Origin of the sequence: Streptomyces sp. NPDC048643 (assembly GCF_040650615.1) — a bacterium.
In the GTDB taxonomy this organism is placed as follows: Bacteria; Actinomycetota; Actinomycetes; order Streptomycetales; family Streptomycetaceae; genus Streptomyces.
This window is the reverse complement of sequence record NZ_JBEZHO010000027.1, coordinates 31,293-52,485: the sequence shown is the minus strand read 5'-3', so window position 1 is coordinate 52,485 and position 21,193 is coordinate 31,293. Positions and strand designations below refer to the sequence as shown.

General features: G+C 68.0%; 17 protein-coding genes and 2 pseudogenes. 8 read left to right on the top strand and 11 right to left on the bottom strand.

Annotation, left to right across the window (positions count from 1 at the left end; translation table 11 throughout):
- Position 1 precedes the first annotated feature (1 nt).
- Positions 2 to 2,815, bottom strand: a complete 2,814-nt coding sequence (locus tag AB0C62_RS25000) for an AAA family ATPase (protein ID WP_362976624.1) — start codon at positions 2,813 to 2,815, stop codon at positions 2 to 4.
- 112 nt (positions 2,816 to 2,927) lie between these two features.
- Here AB0C62_RS25000 and AB0C62_RS24995 point away from each other — a divergent pair, with 112 nt between their 5' ends.
- From AB0C62_RS24995 to AB0C62_RS24980, 4 genes are all read left to right on the top strand, one after another.
- Positions 2,928 to 3,794 carry an alpha/beta hydrolase gene (locus AB0C62_RS24995; protein WP_362976622.1) on the top strand — a complete coding sequence of 289 codons (867 nt, stop codon included), beginning with the start codon at positions 2,928 to 2,930 and terminating at the stop codon, positions 3,792 to 3,794.
- Positions 3,791 to 4,510 carry an SDR family oxidoreductase gene (locus AB0C62_RS24990; protein WP_362976620.1) on the top strand — a complete coding sequence of 240 codons (720 nt, stop codon included), beginning with the start codon at positions 3,791 to 3,793 and terminating at the stop codon, positions 4,508 to 4,510. The genes AB0C62_RS24995 and AB0C62_RS24990 overlap by 4 nt, the downstream gene beginning before the upstream one ends.
- Positions 4,511 to 4,556: 46 nt before the next feature.
- Positions 4,557 to 5,432 (top strand): DUF427 domain-containing protein, encoded by an 876-nt coding sequence (locus tag AB0C62_RS24985; protein ID WP_362976618.1) that lies wholly within the window; start codon positions 4,557 to 4,559, stop codon positions 5,430 to 5,432.
- 171 nt (positions 5,433 to 5,603) lie between these two features.
- Entirely contained in the window at positions 5,604 to 7,001 is a 1,398-nt protein-coding gene (locus AB0C62_RS24980; RefSeq protein WP_362976616.1) for an FAD-dependent oxidoreductase, read from the top strand.
- A gap of 51 nt (positions 7,002 to 7,052) precedes the next feature.
- Here the strand turns inward: AB0C62_RS24980 and AB0C62_RS24975 are convergent.
- Positions 7,053 to 7,262, bottom strand: a pseudogene (locus AB0C62_RS24975) (PucR family transcriptional regulator); the annotation flags it as partial.
- An 809-nt stretch (positions 7,263 to 8,071) separates the two neighbouring features.
- Here AB0C62_RS24975 and AB0C62_RS24970 point away from each other — a divergent pair.
- On the top strand, positions 8,072 to 8,671 hold the full coding sequence (locus tag AB0C62_RS24970) for a hypothetical protein (protein WP_362976614.1): 600 nt from the start codon (positions 8,072 to 8,074) through the stop codon (positions 8,669 to 8,671).
- Between the two features lie 187 nt (positions 8,672 to 8,858).
- Here the strand turns inward: AB0C62_RS24970 and AB0C62_RS24965 are convergent, their stop codons facing one another.
- From AB0C62_RS24965 to AB0C62_RS24955, 3 genes are all read right to left on the bottom strand, one after another.
- Entirely contained in the window at positions 8,859 to 9,296 is a 438-nt protein-coding gene (locus AB0C62_RS24965) for a VOC family protein (protein WP_266309316.1), read from the bottom strand.
- 94 nt (positions 9,297 to 9,390) lie between these two features.
- A complete protein-coding gene (locus AB0C62_RS24960; protein WP_362976610.1) occupies positions 9,391 to 9,978 on the bottom strand; it encodes an Imm21 family immunity protein in 588 nt (195 codons plus the stop codon).
- Between the two features lie 102 nt (positions 9,979 to 10,080).
- Positions 10,081 to 10,881 carry a DUF4253 domain-containing protein gene (locus AB0C62_RS24955; protein WP_362976608.1) on the bottom strand — a complete coding sequence of 267 codons (801 nt, stop codon included), beginning with the start codon at positions 10,879 to 10,881 and terminating at the stop codon, positions 10,081 to 10,083.
- A 937-nt stretch (positions 10,882 to 11,818) separates the two neighbouring features.
- Between AB0C62_RS24955 and AB0C62_RS24950 the strand changes: the two genes are divergently transcribed.
- Together AB0C62_RS24950 and AB0C62_RS24945 are read left to right on the top strand one after the other, a co-directional pair.
- A complete protein-coding gene (locus tag AB0C62_RS24950) occupies positions 11,819 to 12,172 on the top strand; it encodes an SH3 domain-containing protein (RefSeq protein ID WP_362976606.1) in 354 nt (117 codons plus the stop codon).
- Positions 12,173 to 12,205: 33 nt separating this feature from the next.
- A pseudogene (locus AB0C62_RS24945) lies at positions 12,206 to 12,328 on the top strand (glycerol-3-phosphate acyltransferase); the annotation flags it as partial.
- A 12-nt stretch (positions 12,329 to 12,340) separates the two neighbouring features.
- On the opposite strand, the gene AB0C62_RS24940 reads toward AB0C62_RS24945, so the two are convergent.
- The 5 genes from AB0C62_RS24940 to AB0C62_RS24920 all read right to left on the bottom strand — a co-directional run bounded on the left by AB0C62_RS24940 (position 12,341) and on the right by AB0C62_RS24920 (position 17,889).
- A complete protein-coding gene (locus AB0C62_RS24940; protein WP_362976604.1) occupies positions 12,341 to 12,562 on the bottom strand; it encodes a hypothetical protein in 222 nt (73 codons plus the stop codon).
- A gap of 467 nt (positions 12,563 to 13,029) precedes the next feature.
- The gene (locus AB0C62_RS24935) at positions 13,030 to 14,478 is read right to left on the bottom strand and encodes an FG-GAP-like repeat-containing protein (RefSeq protein ID WP_362976602.1); all 1,449 of its coding nucleotides are present in this window, start codon (positions 14,476 to 14,478) and stop codon (positions 13,030 to 13,032) included.
- A 65-nt stretch (positions 14,479 to 14,543) separates the two neighbouring features.
- Positions 14,544 to 15,140 carry a nucleotidyltransferase family protein gene (locus tag AB0C62_RS24930; RefSeq protein ID WP_362976600.1) on the bottom strand — a complete coding sequence of 199 codons (597 nt, stop codon included), beginning with the start codon at positions 15,138 to 15,140 and terminating at the stop codon, positions 14,544 to 14,546.
- A 73-nt stretch (positions 15,141 to 15,213) separates the two neighbouring features.
- A complete protein-coding gene (locus AB0C62_RS24925) occupies positions 15,214 to 15,717 on the bottom strand; it encodes an NUDIX domain-containing protein (protein WP_362976598.1) in 504 nt (167 codons plus the stop codon).
- Between the two features lie 195 nt (positions 15,718 to 15,912).
- Positions 15,913 to 17,889 carry a discoidin domain-containing protein gene (locus AB0C62_RS24920; protein WP_362976596.1) on the bottom strand — a complete coding sequence of 659 codons (1,977 nt, stop codon included), beginning with the start codon at positions 17,887 to 17,889 and terminating at the stop codon, positions 15,913 to 15,915.
- 647 nt (positions 17,890 to 18,536) lie between these two features.
- Between AB0C62_RS24920 and AB0C62_RS24915 the strand changes: the two genes are divergently transcribed.
- On the top strand, positions 18,537 to 19,148 hold the full coding sequence (locus AB0C62_RS24915) for a response regulator transcription factor (RefSeq protein ID WP_362976594.1): 612 nt from the start codon (positions 18,537 to 18,539) through the stop codon (positions 19,146 to 19,148).
- Here AB0C62_RS24915 and AB0C62_RS24910 read toward each other — a convergent pair.
- Complete coding sequence (locus AB0C62_RS24910) at positions 19,123 to 21,021, bottom strand: ABC transporter ATP-binding protein (RefSeq protein WP_362976592.1); 1,899 nt, start codon at positions 21,019 to 21,021, stop codon at positions 19,123 to 19,125. The two genes, AB0C62_RS24915 and AB0C62_RS24910, sit on opposite strands and share 26 nt — an antisense overlap.
- Positions 21,022 to 21,193: the final 172 nt, after the last annotated feature.

Sequence of the window (21,193 nt, the reverse complement as noted above, 5' to 3'; positions counted from 1 at the left end):
ATCAGGTTCTTGCTTCGTGGTCGGTGGAGTCCGAGCGGGTCACGTGTGTCGGCGGTGTCGCCAGGACGCTGTCGAGCTGGCTGCGTGAGGCGATGCCCAGCTTGGTGAAGACCTTGCGCAAGTGGTATTGGACAGTGCGCGCGCTGATGAAGAGGCGGCTGCCGATCTCGGGGTTGGACAAGCCGTCACGGGCCATCCTGGCGATCTGTGCTTCCTGCGGTGTCAGGGTTTCGTTCCTGGCGGGCAGGACCCGCCTGCCCGTGTTTCCCCCAGCGGCGCGCAGTTCGCGGCCTGCTCGTTCGGCGAACGCAGTGACTCCTATTTCGTTCAGCATGGTGTGGGCTGTCGACAAGTGCCTGCGCGCGTCGCCCCGTCTCCGTCTACGGCGCAGCCATTCCCCGTACAGCAGATGGGCGCGGGCCAGGTCAACTCGCAGTCGGGTCTTGCCGAGCCGGGCGATCGCTTCGAGGTAGAGCAGGTCTGCTGAATCGTCCTCATTGAGTTGTGCGCGTGAGCGTGCCTCCACGCCCAGGGCCCAGTCGCTACCCGCCGCCCGGGCCATTTCGCCGAGTTGGTCGCAGGCCTTTGCGGCCACCTCTTTCATCCCGCAGCGTGTTGCCGCTTCGACGAGTTCGGGCAGCGGCCAGCAGAGTGCTGCTAGATCTTTGTCGTAGGCCGTGGCGTTTTGACCTGCGGCTGCGGCTTCCTCATATCGGCCGAGGCCGTTGTAGAGGAGGGCTTTGGCCCACTCGGCGAAGGTGATGCCGATACCTTCGCCACGCTGGGTCGCATCCTTGAGTGTGGCGGCTGTGAGGGCGGCGACTGCGTCTTCGTCGCCGCGTAGCGCGGCCAGTGCCATGGCCCCGTAGGGGGCGAGGCCGCTTCCGGTCGCTTCCTTGGCCACATGCAATTCGTCGATCAGCGCCGCTGCGGCAGGGAGATCACCGGCGAACAGGAGCGTGTAGGCGCGTTGGGTGAGGGCCAGGGGCAGTTCGCTGAGGGACCCGATCTCACGGGCCAGTTGAAGGTAGCGGATGGAGAGCTGGTCCCAGATGGTGTCGTCCCACAGGCGGATTGCCGTGATGGCGGCCAGCCACATCCAGCGGAGTTCCTCCTCGGCCGTCCTGCCGGCTCCGAAGTCTGTGAGTGCCTTCTGCAGGGTGGGAACGCCTGCGGCGTATTCCGTGTGGAGTGCCGCGGCGGTGCCTTCGAGGAGGAGGTCGGGGCCGGATACGGAGTGCAGTGAGGGTGGTGCCGTACTGGCGGCGCTTGCCACATCGCGGACGTGACCGCCGGGGCTGGCCAGTCGGCCGGCGAACACGGCAGCGGAGAGAGCGTCCAGGTAGGTGGCTCGGGAGAGCCTCACGTCGATGGGTTCGAGCTGTTTGGCTGCCTGCAGGAGCAGGATCGGGGCGTCGCCGCCCCGGCTGGTGATGAACGCTAGCTGTGCGCGTAGTACGTCGGCGTTTGCCTGCTGGAGGGGTGTGAGCGGTCCGAGTTCGGTCATGGCCAGCAGGTCGCGCGCTGCTTCGAGCGCGCCGGCTTGGGTCTCTGTCTGTGCGGCAGCCAGGGCCCGTCCAGCTCGTTGTGCTGGATCGACCGTGAGCATTGCCGCCTGTTTGAGGAACGCGGCTGCCGCGGCGAGACCGCCGCGCGCTCGAGCGCGGTCGGCGGACTCCTCGAGTTCTGTGGCCACGTTCTCGTCCGGACCCACCGCTGCCTGCGCCCGATGCCACGCGTAGCGGTCGGGGTCGAGTTGCTGATCTGTGGTTTCGGCCAAGGCCCGGTGAGCTGCCCGTCGTTGGTGCGCGGAGGCGCCTCGGTAGGCGGCTGAGCGGGCTACCGGATGCCGGAACCGCACCCGTGCTCCGAATTCGGCCAGGTCGGCGTCAGCTGCGGGGGCCGCGGCATCGGAGTCGACTCCCAGCCTGCCGGCCGCCCGCCAGAGGAGTACCGGATCGCCCGAGGGGTCCGCGGCAGCGATCAGCAGGAGGGTTCGGGTCTGCGGAGGCAGGGCGTCGACTTGGCGCTGAAAGGTCTCTTCGATGCCGTTCGCGAGAGGTGCCACGCCAGGGAAGCCGAATCCACCCGCCAGTTCACTGGGGGTCAGTCCTCGAGCCAGTTCGCGCAGGGCCAGGGGGTTGCCTCGCGCTTCCAGGATGATCTGGTCCCGCACCCTGGCGTCGATCGGTACGCCCAGCACCGCGTTGAGCAAGGTTCGAGCCTCCGCCTCCTGAAGACCGGGGACGGGGAGGTCGGGCACTCCGGCGAGCTCGTGTCTCTGGCGCGTTGCGAAGACCAGGCCGATCGACTCTCTACCCAGTCGGCGCGCGACGAAGGCGAGCGCCTGGGCCGACGCCTTGTCCAGCCATTGCAGGTCGTCGACCAGGCAGATCAGTGGCTGTGGCCCTGCGGCCTCGGAGAGCAGGCTGAGCAGGGCCAGTCCGACGAGGAAACGGTCAGGGGGCGGTCCGGCGCTCAGCCCGAACGCGGTGCGCAGTGCGTTGCGCTGGGGTGCGGGGATCCGGTCCAGCAGTTCGAGTACCGGCGAGCACAGCTGGTGCAGTCCGGCAAAGACCAGTTCCATTTCGGACTGAACGCCGACAGCGCGGAGGACCTGAAAACCAAGCGCTTGTACAGCCGCGTAATCAAGGAGCGCCGTCTTACCTGCGCCAGGTTCACCGTGCAGCATGAGCGCCTGGCTTCCGCCGGAGCGAACGACCTCGAGGACCCGGTCCAGCTCGCCACATTCGACGTGCCGACCTGTCAGTTCCGCAGCTCTTCTCCCCCTGGGCACGTCGGACGGTGTTCGCACACCACCACAGTATCTCCGCGGTTGAACCGGCGTGGGTGGCCAGCCAGTGGCGGATGCGCTCAGCGTCTGCGGAGCGACAGCCTTGGGTGGAACGTCTCGGAGAGGAGCAGCCATGACGACCGTCCACTACCGCTACGCCGCTGTCGGGGGGCAGAAGCTGTTCTACCGCGAGGCCGGGCCGCCGGAGGGGGCGGTCGTGGTGCTCCTGCACGGCTTCCCCTCCAGTTCCTTCATGTTCCGGAACCTGGTTCCGATTCTGGCGGAGCGCTACCGGGTGATCGCTCCGGATCACCTTGGTTTCGGGTGGTCGGACGCGCCGTCGGTCGATGAGTTCGACTACACCTTCGATGCCTTGGCGGAGCTGACGGCGGGGCTGCTGGACCAACTGGAGGTCTCCCGATTCGCCATGTACGTGCAGGACTACGGAGCGCCCGTGGGCTGGCGTCTGGCATTGAGGGATCCGGCTGCCGTGACGGCGATCATCAGTCAGAACGGAAACGCCTACGAGGTGGGCTTTGCGGAGGAATTCTGGAAGCCGGTGCGGGCCTACTGGGCAGAGCACAACGCGGAGACCGAGGCGGCGCTGCGTCAGGCACTGACCCTGGACGTCACCCGTTGGCAGTATCTGCACGGTGTGCCGGATGAGACCTTGGTCAGCCCGGACACGTGGCACCACGACTTCGCACTCTTGTCCCGGCCCGGCAACGATTTGGTGCAGTTGCGGCTCTTCGCCGACTACGCCAACAATCTTCCGCTGTATCCGGAGGTCCATGCGTACCTGCGGGAAAGCCGGGTGCCCGTCCTGGCCGTCTGGGGGCGCAACGACGAGATCTTCCTCCCCGAAGGCGCCCTCGCATTCGCCGACGACGCCCACGACGCGGAGATCTGTCTGCTCAGCGGCGGCCATTTCCTCCTGGAGAGCCGGCTGGATACGGCATCGAGCATCATCCTGCCGTTCCTGGGGAGGGCACTGTCATGACCGGTCCGCTCCATGAGCAGTCCGTACTGGTCGTCGGGCGAGCCGGCGGGATCGCTCACGCCGTCGCCGTCGCCGCCCGGGATGCGGGCGCCCGCGTCATCGCGGCGGGCAGGCACCAACCGGGGCTCGCCGACTTCTACGCAGGCGAACCGGACATTGCTGCCGAAGCCGTCGACCTCACCGATGAAGGTTCCATCGCCGCCCTCGCAGGCCGGCTCGGGACCCTCGACCACGTGGTGTCCACCGCATCGGCGCGCGCCCGCGGCCGTCTCGGCGACCTGGACGGTGACGCCGTCCGGCTCTCCTTCGACACCAAGGTGATCGGCCCGCTCCTGCTGGCCAAGCACCTGGCTCCACGGATGCGGCAGGACGGATCCTTCACTCTCTTCTCAGGGGTCGCGGCATCGAAGATCACGGTCGGCACCCTGGCGGTGGCGATCACCAACGGCGCCGCCGAAGTACTGACCCGTTCGCTCGCTCTGGAACTGGCTCCCCTCCGCGTGAATGCCGTCTCGCCGGGTGTCATCGACACCGGGGCGTGGGACGCCCTCGGCGACCAAGCCAAGGCCCAGTACTTCGCCGACATCAGCGCCCGCAACCCCGCCCGGCGGATCGGAACCCCACATGACGTCGCCAACGCGGTGCTCTTCGCCATGACCAGCACTTTCCTCACCGGTGTAACGCTGCATATCGACGGCGGCGAACCACTCACCTGACAGGCGCCGGAAGCCGCGCCGTGCCCGATCCGAGAGGAGCAGAACCATGGGCCTTTCCTGGCAGCAAGGACCACTCGCCGCGGGGGCTGTGGGTCGGTTCCTCGTTCCCGGCCCACTCCCCCAGCGAATGCTGTTCGCCGAGCCGCTGCGTCGAAGGATGCGCGTCCGCTTCGGAGAAAGATGGATTGCCGACAGTAAAGAGGCCGTACTGCTGCACGAGCCCGGCCGATACCCCGTGGCCTACTTCCCGCCTTCAGACATCACCGCTGACGTCCTCCAGCGCACCGAGCACACGACCAGGCACCGCGACCTCGGGCGAACGTCCTGGTACACGGTGCGCGCCGGGGATCGCGTCAAGGAGCGTGCCGCGTGGCAGCACACCGACCTCCCCGAGCACGCTCAGGTTCTGCGAGATCGCGTCGCCTTCGCCTGGCCCGCCATGGATGCCTTCTACGAAGAGGACGAGCGGATCGTCGGCCATGCCGCGGACGCCTACCACCGCATCGACATCCGCAGGACCAGCCGCCACCTGGTCGTGCACGACGCGGACCAGGTGATCGCGGAGACCAAGCACCCGGTCGTTCTGTACGAGTCAGGATTCGCGCCCCGTTGGTACGTTCCGCGCACCGACGTCGACGGGGCCGCGCTGCACCCCGTCGAGGGGCAGACGTTCTGTCCGTACAAGGGTCTGGCCAGCTACTACGACATCGCAGGCGCACGACGGGCCGCGTGGTCGTACGAAAACGCCTGGGCCGAAGTACGCCGCATTTCGGGGATGGTGTCGTTCGAACCGGACGAGATCGACGTACGCCTCGACGGTGTGCGGCAGAGCCTCGAGACGGGGCAGACCGTCGTCTCCCACGGCGTCGACCGCAACCTCGACCTGTCCGAGGCCCCTTCTCGCCCTGCTCACCTTGGCTGAACTCAGCAACTGCTGCCGTGGAAGCCCTACTTCAAGAGGGAGGCGACCGGTGCCCAGGCATGTCGCCGGAGCCCCGTCCGGGGGGCGAACACGTTGACCACGCGCACGACCTGTCGCAAGCCCCTCGCATGAAGCGCCCTCACCACGCCCCTTTGATCACTGGAGGTCACCATGAGCAACGACCACTCCGAACTGCACGCTGACGTGCTCGTCATCGGCTTCGGAAAGGGTGGCAAGGCCGTAGCCGCCAGGATCGGGCAGCTGGGCAAGACGGTGATCCTGGTCGAACAGTCGGACAGGATGTACGGCGGGACCTGCCCCAATGTCGGCTGCGTTCCCACCAAGGCGCTCGTTCACCACGCCAATCAGCGTCGGCCAGAGGACTCGGTGCAGGACTGGTACGAGCGCTCCGTCGGCGAAGTCCAAGCCCTCACGGCCCTCTTCCGTGCCGGCAACTTCGAGGGTCTGAACGGAATGGAGACCGTGCAGGTCCTGACCGGACGCGCGGTGTTCAAGGACTCCCACACCGTGTCTGTCGGTGATGGCGCCGGACATCTCACCGTCAGAGGCGACATCATTCTGCTCAACACCGGCTCGGAACCGATAGTGCCTGACATCCCAGGTCTCAAGGACAGCAAATACGTCCTGACCAGCACGGAGTTGATCGAGACAAGCACGCTTCCCCCGCGCCTTGCCATCATTGGTGGAGGCTACTTGGGGCTGGAGTTCGCCTCCATCTACCGCAGGTTCGGCTCCGAGGTGACCGTGCTGGAGACCGCGGAGGACATCCTGCGACGCGAGGACGAGGATGTCGCCGCCGCCGTGAAGACGATCCTGGTCGACGAAGGAATCACCATCGCGACTGCGGCACGTGTGCTGGAGGTCACCGATGGTCCGGCAGGAGCAACCATGGTCTACGAGCGCGATGGCAGCAAGCACGTCATCGAGGTGGACGGTGTCCTGGTCGGCGTAGGGCGTCGCCCAGCGACCTCAGGACTGAACCTTGAAGCGGCGGGGGTGGCCGTGACCGATCGCGGAGCGGTACAGGTCGACAGATATCTCCGTTCGAGCCAGCCTCACATCCTCGCTCTCGGCGACGTCAACGGCGGCCCGCAGTTCACCTACATCTCTCTCGACGACAGTCGCATCGTCCTCGACCAGTTGATCGGCGAAGGGCTCCGCAGTACCGAAGACCGGGTGGCCGTGCCCCACACCCTCTTCATCACCCCTCCGTTGGCGACTGTGGGGCTCACCGAGAGGGAGGCACGCGCCGCCGGCTACCGGGTGAAGATCACCAGCCAGCCGGTCGCAGAGATCATCGCCATGCCGCGGGCCTATGTCGTCGAGGAGACCCGCGGAATGATGAAGTTCGTGATCGACCTGGAGACCGACAAGATCTTGGGTGCCGCGCTATTGAGCGTTGATGGACAGGAAATCATCAATACGGTCGCTCTGGCGATGAGACACGGCATCACCGCATCCGAACTCCGCAACTCCATCTACACCCACCCGAGTTCGACAGAAGCGTTCAACGACGTACTGGGTGTGGTCGTGCGCAGCGACACGTAAGGCACCGCGACCCGCGCCCACGGTCACGACCCTCGTCCCGGTGTCGTCCAGCAAATGCAGCGAGCGCAGGGCCCCTTCGAGTGCGAGGTTGTGGTCCGGGCCGGTGAGGCGGGCATCGAGGCCGCGCAGGCGGTAGCGGACCGTCTGCGCGTGGACCCCAGGTATGTCGCCGACCTGTTCGGCCGGCGCACGGGTGGAGATGTGGACCTGCAGCGCTTCAACCAGCCGTTCGCTTCGACCGGCCAGCAGGCCGGCCAGCGGGACTGCCCCGGCCCGGATGGCCCGCGGGACTCAGGAGTTGTCGGGCCGGCCTCGGGAGCTGTGGTCTTGGCCCGTCGGCCGGCCGCTCCAGCGAGATCGTCCGGCGCGCGGTGTTACGACGCCTCTGGTGTCTGTGCAGGCCGTACGGTGCGGGCGCGTAGGTGTGCGCGTCTCCTTGGCGGCCGAGGAGGCTCAGGATCTCGACGGGGTGGCCCTCGGCGTTGCCGAACCAGGGGGACGCGGGTGTCGAACTCGGCGGCCTCACCGGGCCCCATGGTGTCGACGGCGCCGGCCCGACCCAGGACCTGGAAGGCACGACTCTCGGTCCGTTGGAACACAACGAGCGGCAGCCGGGGCGGCGTTGTCGTGGCGATACCTACCGAACCGAGTGTTTCCCTCCGGCCGGGAACGAGCGCGAGCGGCTCACCCCGGCCGGCCGGCTGCCGCCGGCTCCAGCGCGGCAGCCAGACCGCCGGCCGCAACGACATCCGGATAGAACTCGGGATTCATCCGCACGGTGTGGCATCGCGGCTCCTTCGATCCGCACCCGCGGCGTTGACGGCCGCTGTGGCGAACGTCGGCAAGGTCGTGACCGCGAACCCCGTGCGGCTCCCGTGATGTACGCCGACGCACACGGGGTGCGCTGCCGGACACTGCCGCACCATACGGTGGCAGGACGATCTCAAACGCCATCGGCCGTCAGCACCACTCACCTCGACCCCAACTCAGGCCTACCGGTGGGGCCGTGGCCAGGCGCGCGCGCAGCGGATCTTTAGACTGTCCGTGGCCGTACGAAGAAGGAGAAAAGCGTGAACACCGAAAAAGTGATGGCTCGACGTCTCACAGTCGAGGAGGTTTCAGAATTGGGTCTCCAGGAGGAGATCTTCGTCTCGGCGGAGCTGGACGACCTTTCTCTCGACTGCCACGCTCCTGCTTTCCTGACGAAGCCGGGAAAGTACTTCGAAGGAGGATCCTTCACAGCAAGGACAATCTTCGGTAATGAAGTTCAGGTTCTTCCGAACAATGCCGAAGAGCGTGGGATCTGGGTTGCCGACGAGGCGGGGGAAGAAATCGAGGTTCTCCAGAGTGCCGGCGTGCTCCTGAACCTCGCGCTCTTCGTGCCCAACGGGAACAAGGAAGCTCTGGAGTCGCTCTACACCGCCGCAAGAGAAGCGTTCGGCGTGGGAATCGTGCAGCGCTGGAACGAGGAAGTCGTGGCGGTGCCGGACGTCAAGGTCGACCTGTTCGAAGAGCCGGTCCGGGGACGCAAGAGCGCGAGCGCCCAGAACCGCGACCGCCGTGCCTTGGACATCTATCCGACCCGAGTGCGATTCATGGAGGCCAGCGCCGGCTGGAAGTTCATAGTCGAACCGCACCACGAAGTCATCGACGACACGCCAACGATCTGAGCTGACAGCAGCACGGACAAGGTACGCCGACGGCCGCGATCTTTCGCAGACCGTCTTCTGCACAAAGCGTGAGCCCATCGGCTCGGGCCAGGGCGGGTCGGGGCGGGGCGCTGGTGCCGGCGCCCCGGCCTGCGTGACCGTAAAGGTTGCGGACGCTGCGCGCGGCCAGTTGGTCTGACCGACCCCGTCAGACCAGGCAAAACTCGTTACCTTCCGGGTCTGCCATCACCACGTGATCCGGCCTGCCCTGCAACTCGTCCTCGCGGACCACGGTCGCGCCCGCAGCGGTCAACCGCTCCACCGCCTCGACCACGCGCGGCCAGCGCACCTCCCATGGGGTTTCACGGCCGCCACCAACTTGCACGTCGATATGCAGCCGGTTCTTCGCCACCTTTGGCTCCGGCACCTTCAGGAAGGACAAGGTGGGGCCCACGCCGTCCGGATCTGAGAGGTACGCCCCGTCATCCCACTCGTCCTCCGGAACCTCATGATGCGAGAACCACTCCTCCCAGCTCCCGAACCCTGCGGGCGCGGGCTTCTCCTCGTAGCCCAACGCCAGCGCCCAGAACGCGGCCAGTTTCGCCGGGTACGCGCAGTCGATCGTCAAGCTCCACTTGGTCGCCATGAGCCCTCCCCAGTCGGATGAACGGACTGTACCGCGCACCTCCGACACATCCTGCCCGCTACCTCAAGCGTGCGCCGCGGCTTGACGAACGGCATTAGGAATCGATGGGCAGCATCTGGACCAGGCCGACCCAGTTCTCTTCGTCCCCCTTGGTATGGGTGGCTCGGACCCTCCAGCGGCCGGCGGGCAACGCAACCGATGCCTGGGAGGGCATCCCGCCGCCGGGATACTCAGTGTCCAGCGCGGAACCTGATTCGGCAGAGTCCATGAGTGTGGCTGGACCGTCCGATGACCACGTGCCGCACTCCTCCCACTCGGTGGCGGGGTCTGCAAGAACAGCCTTGGCCGCAGCCGTCAGCTCGGCCTCGGAGCCAGCCGCAAGCCACCGCAGGAAGGCCCGATGCTCGGGTAGAAAGCAGCTGGTGGCCGGCTCGTCCGCCAGCACCAGTGCCTGCGCACCGCTCTCGCCAACGCTGATTACACCGGCCAGATCCTCGACCGCACAGGCCCGGTCGTAGTCGTCTGGAGCGGTGGCGTCTCCCGCCATGACCCCGGTCTCCGTACTCCCACGCCATGCAGCCAACGCGGAGACGGGGACGACGATCAAAGGCCCGCCCATCGACTCCACCCAGACAGGGGAGGTGCGGGACGCATGGGCTTCGGGAGACGAAGAAACGCTCATGACGTCAGTGTGCCCGCGCCCACTGACAACGCCCATGGTGGCGACTGGCGCCAAGACAGGAAGGGCCCAGGGTCTACGGCATCAGCAGTTACGGGACAGCCCTTAGTCCCACCAGAAGCACCACAGGGGCGCGTCTATGAGGGACGCCGCGTAGTCCGGGAACGGTGTCGGCGGGTCGTCGACGATGTTGTCAGCCGTAGTCAGGAGGTGTTCGAGGGCGATGTGGTCGGCCTGTTCCTGACTCCGGGGCGGGCAGGCGACGGAGACGTAGAGCGTCGCTCCGATCGCGGCAATGACCCGCGCCCCGAAGCGGTCCTCCCAACTGCGCAGCAGTGCACACAGGAACGGCAGGGACGCTCCTCTCGTCCAGCCCAACAGTGCTGGGATGTCGGCGCTTTGCTCGGCGGCGACGAGTGCGAGGCATGCTCCCGCAGGCGCGTACGGGTGTTCGTCGACAAGGTGGGCGAGGGCTGCTCGCGCGGCCTCCTCCGGTTCGACTCCCGAGCCGGGGAACGTACCCGGCGCGAGCCCTGGCCAATGGTCGAAGGGTGGGCCCGGATCGTCCTCCCACTCTTCGAGGAACGGCTCGATGTCGTCAGGCACCTGCGCCGGTGGGGGCGGGTTCTCCTTCCAGCCGAGCCGGCGCCGCCGGTCGGCGTGCCAGCCGGCTTCCAACTCGGCCTCCAGGTCGACGGCGGCTACCACGGCAAGGGCCGACAACTCGGGCCGGTCGTCGTCCGGATAGCAGAGAACCGGCAACAGGCCGGTCTCGCCCTGCCGCCGCTGGGCGTGCGTCCACGCCTCCAGCGGATCGTGAGGAGGCTTGTCCGAGCGCCACATGACCGGCGAATCCGCGGGCACGCACCGTCCAGCGGGCAGCCCGTCGGGAACGGAGAATGTCATACGCGGAGCGTAGGGGACCCCTGTGACAACGCCTTCGCCCCGCGGTCTCCGACTACTCGCCGCCGTGGCCACCCTGTTGGGCTGCTGCGCAGTTCGAGCATGAGCAGCACTTGGGTGCGACATCGTCGGCGAGGCACAGGTCGCCGAAGCCCGTTGCTGCGATGCTCTGTTGGGCGAGGGTGCACGGGGCGCGTTCGGTCTGGTCCAGAGGCCTGAACCGACTTCTCACCCCTCTGCCTTATGCCCACCGGCGGCACCACCGGAGTCGGACAGTACGCCCCCATCGACAGCAGCGAGCACATGAACTCGGCGAGGACCCTCCACAACGGACCCGTCGACCCTCCGCACGCACAACTGCCCTGCCGGGAACGGGATGTATCACATGCCCCCCAACGGCACAGTGATCTCCATGCCCCGCAGCGCGAGGGCGCCTTCACCGTGCCGTCGAAGGACTCAAGGTCCGTTACCAACCACCGATTGACCCTGGCCGAGTGGACGTTCGCCGTCGAACTCGCCTGCTCCCAGGCCGCCACGATCCGCGTGGAGATATGCCCGTAGCGACGACATCGACGTCCGACCGGCTGCCTGTCTGCGCCGGACAGGACCTCCTTGCCGACGGACCGGAACGGATGGCTTCCCCTACGGCGCGGCCGCTCATCGGCAGCTGAACGGACGCTCTGACTGTGGATAGGAGATGTCGAGTTGCAGACCACACTGAGCCGACGCCGCACCTTGGTGACACCATCACGCGCGCCGCAGGGCGACCCATCGGGGTAGCGGATGGTCCGGCGGATGTCTTATAGGTGACGGTACGTTTCGAAAGGGATCGAAATGAACCTCACGGTCGGTCATTTATTGGCAGAGTGCATCCGCGACCGCAAAGTCCATCACACAACGCGGCGCTGCACAGCTCGAAACGACCACTTTCACCGGGGGAATGATGAAGAACCGCACCAAGGCTCTAGCCGTTGCAGCACTCTCGGCTGGCTGCCTCACCATGGCAACAGGTCCGGCATCCGCCGCCACCATGATCACCACGTACGAAGCCGTCAATGTACGCGACCTCCCCGACTCACACAGCCACAAGGAGGACGTCTTTCCGGCGAATTACACGGTTCTCGGTTTGTGCTGGCAATGGGGCGAGTCGATCACCGACAACGGATACACGAACGATGTGTGGGTCAGTACGGGTAAGAAAGGCGCCACCTACTCGTACTGGGTCAGCGCCGTCTACCTGAAGGGCGACAAGTACGCCAACATGCCCTGGCTGGACAACTGCGGCAACCGTTGATGCCCGGCACCCAGGCGAGAACTCCGCGCCCTGCTCATCACCCGCGGCCTCGCGGAGACCGCCCGGCTCAGCGCCGCGATGGGCACCCACCCGCTGACACTCTCCGGCCTCACCGGTGCAGGCGACCCTCTCGCCGCCCGCTCCTCACGCCTGTCGCCCCGGTACCGGTTACCCCTGGGCTGGGGCGCTGCCCGGCTCCTTGACGATGCGATCGCCTACCGCGATCGCCTTCCACAGCCGCCGGTCGACGCGCACCTTGATGGACTGGCCGTCACCACGGCGCACCTTGACGAAGTGGTACATGTTCGCGCCGTCGAGCATGCCTCGCGACTTGTCCTCGACAGTGCCTTCCCAGGCATCGCCTGGCTTTGATCTATGCGACTTGAACATGTTGCAAGTCTACGAACCCCAGACAGCCGAGGTGCAGGGCCAAAGACAGCAAGTCTGGCGGTACGAATGTCACACCGAGGGCCTCATGAAATGTCCCGAGCCATGCGGTCTCAGTGGTCAGGCTTCCGGCTCCGCGGAACAAGCCGCGGGCTGCCCCCTGTGGAGACATCGGCCTGCCGAGATGGCACCGCACCTCGGGGTCGGTCCAGAGCCGCGACTGCCCGGGTACGTCGGCGGGCTCGGTGGGACGCAGGAGCAGCCGTGGAGTGCCGAGCGACGCCGGCCACGGACCCGGAGAGAAGGGTGAGGGAGTGAGGACACCCCGCCGATCCTGGCAGGTCGGGCTGCGCGGCGGCGGGCGTGATCAGCGCGCAACCCGCCGCGTGTCGGACCGCGTTGGAACGGCAAGCGGGCGCGTTCCGGTGGTGCGCGCACCGGAACGCGTTCCCTTGTCCGAGCGTCCGGGCTCAGCCGCTGATCGGCGCGCCGAACTCGGGATACCAGTCCTCGCCGGTGGCGAGCCCGATGGTCTCCGCGCTGAAGCCGACCGCGCGGGTGAAGGTGATCCGCGAGCCGTCGCCGCGCAGCGAGGTGAGCGCGCCGTACCAGCCGTTCTCGCCGGGCGCGCCGACGGCCAGGTCGAGCCGCCCGTCGCGGTCGGTGTCGGCCAGCGCCAGGGCCTCGCCGAAGGAGTCGCGGGACTCCGCCACGCCGGGCACGCCCGGGCTGTCCTGGTGGAAGGCGTACGAGCCGGTGCCGGTCAGGCCTTTCGCAGAGCCGGGGAGCACGGTGACGGAACCGGTGAAGCCCGTCAGGCCCACGCCCTCGTCGACGGCGCCGGTGGCCAGGTCGGCCCGTCCGTCCCGGTTGACGTCGCCGAGCTCGACGGACCAGCCGAAGCGGTCGCCCTCCTCGACGACCCCGGGCACTCCGGCAGTGTTCTGTGTGATCACGACCGCCCGTCGGCCGTCGAGGCCCTGCGCCGAGCCCCGCAGCACGGTCACGCTGCCGCCGTCCCGGGCGCCGTGCACCTCCTCGCGCCCGTACGGCTGCCCGGACACGACGTCGCCGTGGCCGTCGCCGTCCACGTCGCCGATGGTGAGGGAGAGTGCCGGGGGCAGGTCGCCCGCCGCGCGGCGCTTCGCCGGAACACCTGGGGAGAGGTAGAGGGCGCCGCCGGATCCGCTGAGCGGGTTGGTGACGGCGGCCAGGTCGTCGGTGCCGTCGCCGTCGACGTCCCCGGCGGCGAGCGCGGTGACGCCGGTGCCGGTGGCGGGTACCGCCGACGCCTCGAAGTCGGCGAGCGCGAAGCCCATTTCGCCGGACTGGCCAGTGCTCCGGTTGAGGTAGAGCCACAGGTGGGTGCCGCTGCCCGTGCTCGCGGCGATGTCGGCATGGCCGTCCCCGTCGAAGTCCCCGGCGGTGACCGCAGTGCCGAATCCGGTCTGCTCGATGCCCAGCGACTGGCTCAGCGCCCCGCCCGCGCCGAGTCCCTTCGGGCTGCCCCACAGCACCGTGACCGTGCCCCAGTCGTCACCGCGCGGGATGTCCTCGCCGGGCGAGCCGACCGCGAGGTCGGTGTATCCGTCCTTGTTGAAGTCCCCGGCCGCGGTGGACGCGCCGAAGCGGTCGAACGCCTCGGCGACCCCCGGCACGCGTGGTGTGTTCTGGCTGACGATCGTCGTCCGCGAGGACTTGATCCCGGCGGACGAGCCGTAGGTGACGACGACCGCCCCGGCCAGGTTGTGCCCGTCGATCGCCGCGTCGGGCGCGGAGACGGCGAGATCGCCGTAGCCGTCGCCGTTGAAGTCGGCGGAAGGCGCGGGTGTGCGGGCGTGGGCGGCGGCCGGGGGCAGAAGGACGGAGGCCGCGAGGGCGGCCGGCAGCGCGGCGCCGGCGACGATGAGTCTTCGCATGACACGGCAGACCCGTCCCCGGCGCCGATGGTTGTACGGGCGCCCGCGTGGGACATCAGAGAGCGTCAGCCCGGCCACGGCAGCACGGTGAGCTCCGGCCACTCGTCCTTCCAGCGCGCCGCCTTGGTCTCATAGACCTCCCGCGGTGCAAGGACCGGGTTCGGCCGGACCACGAGGTTGAACACGTCGGAGAGCCCGTGGGGCGCATAGATTCGCCACGCACCGTGGGCTTCCAGCCGAACCCCTAGACAGCACGTCGTCGCGGCAAACGAGTCGATCGCCGCCTCGGTGGACTCGTGAGGCGGGCAACACACACCGAATTTCTGCTCGTACCAGAGGTGCACACGTGCCTCGTTGCGAATCTCGACCTCGGCCGGCAGCCCCGCGAACACCTTCCGCCCTGCCTTGATCGCGGCATCCTCCGCCTCCCAGGAGAGGTCGGTACCTTCGAAGTAGAAGATGTCGTAGTCCTTGATGCCGCTGGTCGGGGGCCTGTCCGTGACGACGTTCCACACCGTTTGGAACAGGCAGCCCGCCGTCACATACCAGCCGGGCAGGTCCATCGTCGTTGCCCGGTTCAATACGTCGGTCAGGACCTCGTTCTGGGACAGCGCAAACCGCAAGCCATCGAGTTGCTCAACGAGCGGGAGTCGACCAAGCATCCGTATTCCCTATCACGAACACGCACAACGCGTTGGCCTCGAGTAGGCGCCCCAGCCCGCGGGGCCGGCAAAGTCAGGGCCGGGCCCTCCGGAACGTCAGATACCGGCTGAAGGCTTCGTGGCTGTCGGGGGTGAAACGCCACTCCAGCAGAGCCGACCGCAGCTCCGACTCGGTCAGCCAGCCATGCCAGGCGACCTCGTTGGGATCGGCGGACACGGCGTCCCGCACCACGGCTTCGTGAACGCCGAGCCAGTGAGGGCTCAGACCGCTGCGGTTGAGAAACGTGAACAGCAAGCGCGGCTGCACACGAGTGCCCAGCTCTTCGTCCAGCTCCCGCGCGGCAGCCTCTCCATAAGACTCACCGACATTCACAGCGCCACCGACCATGACCTCGTAGAGCCCGGGGAAGCGCGACAGTTGCTCCGACCTCCGGTGGACGAGGATCCGCCCACGCTCATCACGACACACCGTCACGGCGACCCGGTGCAGCCAACCCTCCCGGGTGGCCCGCCGACGGCCGACCACCACGCCCAGGACACGATCTTGCTCGTCGACACGCTCGACCAGCTCCTCCACGACGCACCACTCTGGCAGAGCACACCGACAACGCCGCTTCTCGGCGACCCGCGGACCCGGATCACGAACCGTGTGGCTTGGCTCAGGCACCGTGAACCGCGCTGACACCGTCCTGCCCGAGCGTGGCCAAGTGCATGCCGTAGTACCTGCCGATCGGCGCCAGGTATCCGGGATCACGTCGTGGCGGAGCCGTGGTCAGGTTCCGTACACGCGGAACTCGGAGACCTGACCGGCCGGCCATCCGGTGTTGGCGGTGAAGAGGAGCCGTAGGTGACGTGTGGTCGTGCCCGTGGGCAGGGTCAGGGTGGCCGTGTTCCCGGCGGACGGGTCGAATGTGCAGGTGGAGGCGCTCAGCAGTTGGCCGAACGACGTGCCGTCGGCGCTCCCTTGGACGGAGACGGTCTGGGATCGAGTGGCCCAGGCAGCGGCGGGCGGTAGTGCGAGGACGACGCGGCGAACCGCGATTGCGGAGCCCAGGTCCACCTGCAGCCATTGCGGAAAGGCGTTGTTGGCGCTCTCCCAGTACGTGTTGGCGTTCCCGTCCACGGCGTTGCCCGGCGCGTACGACTGGGTGTAACTGCTCCCCGTGGTGGGCCGGTTCAGGGCAACGTTGACAGGGGATGAGCCACCCGTACTGGTGGTCGTCGTGACCGGGCCGGACGGCGCGGAGACGGCGCCGGCCGTGTCGAGAGCCTGTACGTCAAACGTGTAGGCCGTCGAGGCGGTCAGTCCCGTCACCGTGAAGGTGGTGGTGTTGGCGGCGGCCGTTCCGATCGGGGTGGCGGTGGCCCCCGTGACTCGGCGGATGCGATAGCCCGTCACGCCGACGTCGTCGGTGGACGCGCTCCATGCCAGCGTCACGGTCGTGTCGCTCACGGCGGTGGCGCGCAGGTCCCCGGGGGCGGAGGGTGGCACGTTGTCGCCGCGGATGATCGGGGAGGTCGGCCGGACCGCGGTGACGGCGATCTGGCCCTTGAGCATCCGTCCGCCGTCGCCTGTCAGCCTCAGGTAGTAGTCGGAGGAACAGGCGGTTCCGTCTTCGTCGAGGGCGAGAAATCCTGATCCGGTCGGCACCCAGACCTGGGACTCGGCGGTCTTGGCGATCTGGTTGCCTTCGTTGTATTCGTCGAACATCGAGATGTAGACGCTCGACACCCCGGCGCGGCCCATGTTGTAGAACTGCCGCCACATGAAGTCCCCGTGGGCGCGCTGCCGGTCGCGAACACCGCCGGGCAGGACGCCGGGTTGATAGTCGATTCTCGACGCTGTGCACTCGGCGAGATCGGGCACGGTCGCGACGTTGTAGAAGTTGTCGGCGTCGTTGACGTTGCCGATCCGGCCGACCAGCCAGGGCGAGAGCATGTCGAACGCGTGGTAGACGCCGGAGAATCCGGGCCGGGAGTCGCGGTCTCCGGTACGCCACCAGGTCGGCACCCCGCCGATCACGTAACAGCCCTGCTGTTTGAACCAGTTGACGACATCCAGGCAGGCATCCGGGGCGAAGGGCCGCTGGCCGTCATCGAATCCGAACCCCCAGATGCAGACGACCGGTTTGCCGTTCTGCCGCGCGTACGCGGAAGAACTGGCGTGCTGTCGCATCTTGTTCGTCCAGTCGGTCTTGATCTCCGTCTGCATGGCCGTCCAGTCGGAGACGTCGTACATCACGTAGAACTTGACGCCCTGGGACTCGGCCGCGCTGCGGACCTTGCCGGCCATCGCATCACGCGTCGGCCCCTCGCCTCCTGTGGGGTTGAAACGCTGCAGCGCGGCCGCGTCGATGCCGTACTGCTTCATCCAGCGGAAGTGCACGTCGACGGTCGACTGGTCGTAGGAGGAGAACAGGGCCGCCGGTTGCCCATTGCCGAGGTTGGCGAAGGCGGTTCGGTACGTGGTCGGATAGTCGCGGCAGTCCGGCCAGGCCACGATGGCCGAGTTCGACACCGACGGCGTCTGTCCCCAGTTTTGGGCCCAGTGCCACCAGCCGTTGATCGGTGCGCCGTCTCCGGTGCAGGCGAACCACCCCTGGTACCCGACGGTCACCTTGCCCACCACGTCGCCGGGCGCGCTCGCCGCCGTGGCGGACACCGCGAGCGCCGCCTGATCGAGACCGACGGAGCCGGCGACTCCGGCCACTGTCGCGGCCCGCAGCACTGTTCGACGCGTGACACCCATCTGGATCGCCTCCGATTGGTCGTCAACTTCGTTGCCCGCACGACGGGTTGAGCCAGGGGGCGGCAGCGCGGGCCTGTCGCGGGAGAGAGTATTGAGGCGAACAGAAGACCGCAAGAGATTGGCACTGCACCGCAAAATTCCAAGTCCCGAGCGCAACAACCATCGATGCCCAGGTTCACGCACCGGGATCCAAGAGAGCGCGGCAAGGAGACACGCACGGCACTCGCTGCCTCATCGATCGTTGCTTCGTCCCACTGCCTTCGCCCGGCAGGGCGCGCGAACCGCGACCGAGCGCCGAAGCCCTCACCCTCCGTCGGTCGGCGTGGACGCGGAACCTGCATGGATCACGCCTTTCTTGGACGCCTCCACCGGCGGACAACACGACGGCCATGGTCCGCCCACGGCCTACGGACGGTCGCCGCCGCGGACTGCGGCGCCCCGTCATGAGGGCGTATGCGTCCGGACGGGACCGACGGGCGGCCGTCCAGCTGATATCCGGAAGGATCAGGGCGCGCTGACACGGCATGGAAGTGAGCCACTGTCGAAAACCGTTCGGGGTTCCGTCCCGGCCTCTCGGGAAGTCGGAGGGACGACAAGACGGATGCCTGGTGTGTGCATGCCGGGTGGAGGAACGAGAGGCGACAACCATGACCACGGTGCTCGTACTGCACAGCGTCAGCCTGATGCGCTCCGCGCTGACGGCACTCCTTCAGACCGAACCCGCGTTCGACGTGGATGCGGCGGGCTGGATGTCCGCCCGTGAGAACGCAAGCGCGCTGCATCCCGATGTGTGCCTGGTCGACCTCGACTGTCCCGGCGCGACCTCCTTATTAGAGGGCGGCGCCGGGAACACGGCCGAGCGGGTGCCGGTGCCGCGCGCCGGGCTCGTCGTCCTGGCGTCGGCGGGACGACCCGGAGCGCTGCGCAGAGCGTTCGATGCCCAGGCACTGGGATTCGTGGACAAACACAGCTCCGCGCAACGGTTGATCAAGGGCATCACGGAAGTGGCCGCGGGTCAGCGGTTCGTGGACGCGTCACTGGCCTGTGGGTTCCTCGAGGCTTCCCAAATGCCGCTGACCACCCGGGAACTGAGCGTCCTGGCACGGGCCGCCGAAGGTGAGACGGTGGCGGAGATCGCCCGTCGACTCCATCTGACCAGCGGAACGGTACGGAACTACATGGCAGCGGCGACCCGCAAGGTCGGCGCCCGCAACCGCATCGACGCCATCCGCATCACGCAGGGCGCCGGCTGGGTCTGACGTCGCTGGCCGGGCCGACCGCTGTGACCGCACCCTTCGACGCCGTGGGGTCCTCGTCACGAAGCCTGGGCAGGGGCGCCCTCACCCCGCGGCCCGCCGACTCCTCGGTGCGCGCGGCGCTCCGGTGCACTTGTCGATCACGCTTCTCCGCAGCGGATTCGGAGTCGTGGTACCAACGGCCCACCAGGTCGCGGTAGAGCTCCGACTCGGCCAGAAGGGCGTCGTGCGGTGCACACAGGGCCCGGTCGCCGTCCAGGACCAGGACTCGGTCGGCCCGCAGAGCGGAGCTGATCCGGTGGGCGACGAGCACGAGAGTGCCGGGGCGCGCGGCGAGGACACGCTCGGTCCGCTCCTCGGTCTCCGGGTCGAGGTGACAGGTGGCCTCGTCCAGCAACAACAGGGGGGCCGGGGACACATAGGCGCGGCCGACGGCCAGTTGCTGGCACTCCCCCAAGGAGAGGAGACGCGGGTCGACCCTCCCGTGCAGGCCTCCGAGCCGCCGCACCAGGTCTTCCAAATCAAGGAAGCGCGTGGCGCGTTCGAGGTCGGCACGGGAGGCGTCGGGTCGAAAGTATGCGAGGTTCTCACCCACCGTCCCGCTGAAGACGTACGCCCGCTGCGGCAGGAATGCTCGGCGCAACTGCGGATGCGCCGGTCCGTCGGGACCTGCCACCGCTCCCGCCACCCGCACCGAGCCGGCATCCGGCGTGAGCATCCCGGCGAGCAGAGCGGTGAGGGTGGACTTGCCGATGCCGCTCGGCCCTACGACCACGAGGTGCTCACCGTCCTCAAGGGTCAGGTCCAGCTCCCGCAGCACAGGGCGGGCTCCGGCGCCGTACGCGAACGTCACGCCTCGGAGCTCGGCCGCAGGTATCCGTCCGGAGCGGTCTGACCTTGCGGGCGGCGCAGGTCGGGGGTCATCGGTGGGTATCCGTCCGGACGTATGCGGTGGAGATTCGACCGGAGGCTGGGCAGCCGGGGCAGCGTAGTCGCCTTGGTCGGTGAACCGCTCCAGCACGACCAGGAGGCGGGTGCCGGCCGTTCCGACGGCGGTCATCAGGGCGTGCAGGGCGGGCAGGAGTGCCTGGACCAGGTAGGTCAGCGCTCCCAGCAGGGCGCCCGCGGTCAGTCCGCCCTTGAGGAGAAGGGGGGTCGCGGCGAGAAGTGCCACCAGGGGAAGCCGGCCGGCGACGCCGAGCGCGAACGATCGTACGGCTGCCCAGCGGGCCAGCCTCCGGGACAGCCGTGCCTCGGCGGCGATCAGTCCGCCGACCTCTGCGGCGATCCGGGTCCTGGCCCCGCACGCCGTCACGTCGCGCAGGCCGGCGGCCACCTGCCCGGACAGCGCGGACAGTGCCTCGTCGGCGTCCAAATAGGCACGCTGTGACGCCGCCATGGGAGGAAAGGTGGACAGGAAGAGGACGAGTCCGGCCAGCAGCGGCGGCAGTACGACGATCAGCAGCGCCGGGTCGAGCGTGGCCATGCCGAGCAGCGCGCCTGCCGTGGTGAAGACGAACGAGCGGGCGGTCAGGACCAGGCCGGCGAAGCTGTCGCGGGCGATCTCGGTCTGGTGCGTGAGTCGGGACACGGCCGCGGTCGGGTCGGCTCGTGCCGGCTCGGCGAGCGCGGCGCCAAGCGCCTGGTCCACCGCGCGGCGCATCAGACCGTCGCGGAACGGTTCGACCAGGTCGGCCAGTCCTCTGAAGACCTGGCGGACGGCAAAGCCGCCGAGCAACGTGGCGCCGGCCGCGACGCAGAGCCAGAGCAGGCCGGTGCCGGTACGGCCGGCGAGGAAGCCGTCATCGAGCGAGCGGGCGACGCCGTAGCCGCCGAGGAATGTCTGGCCGCTCTCCAGGAGGGACCAGCCGGACAAGGCGATCAGGACAGGTCGGTGTCGGCGCAGGAACCGTCGACCGTCCGGCAACACCGCTCTCAGGGAGCCGCGTTCATCGCTCCTGATCGATCTCGGGTCATCCGGGGATCGCCGTGTCGACGGTCCGGCCTTGGGCCGGAGCGAGGGGCCCTCGGTGACGGTCGCGGGGCGG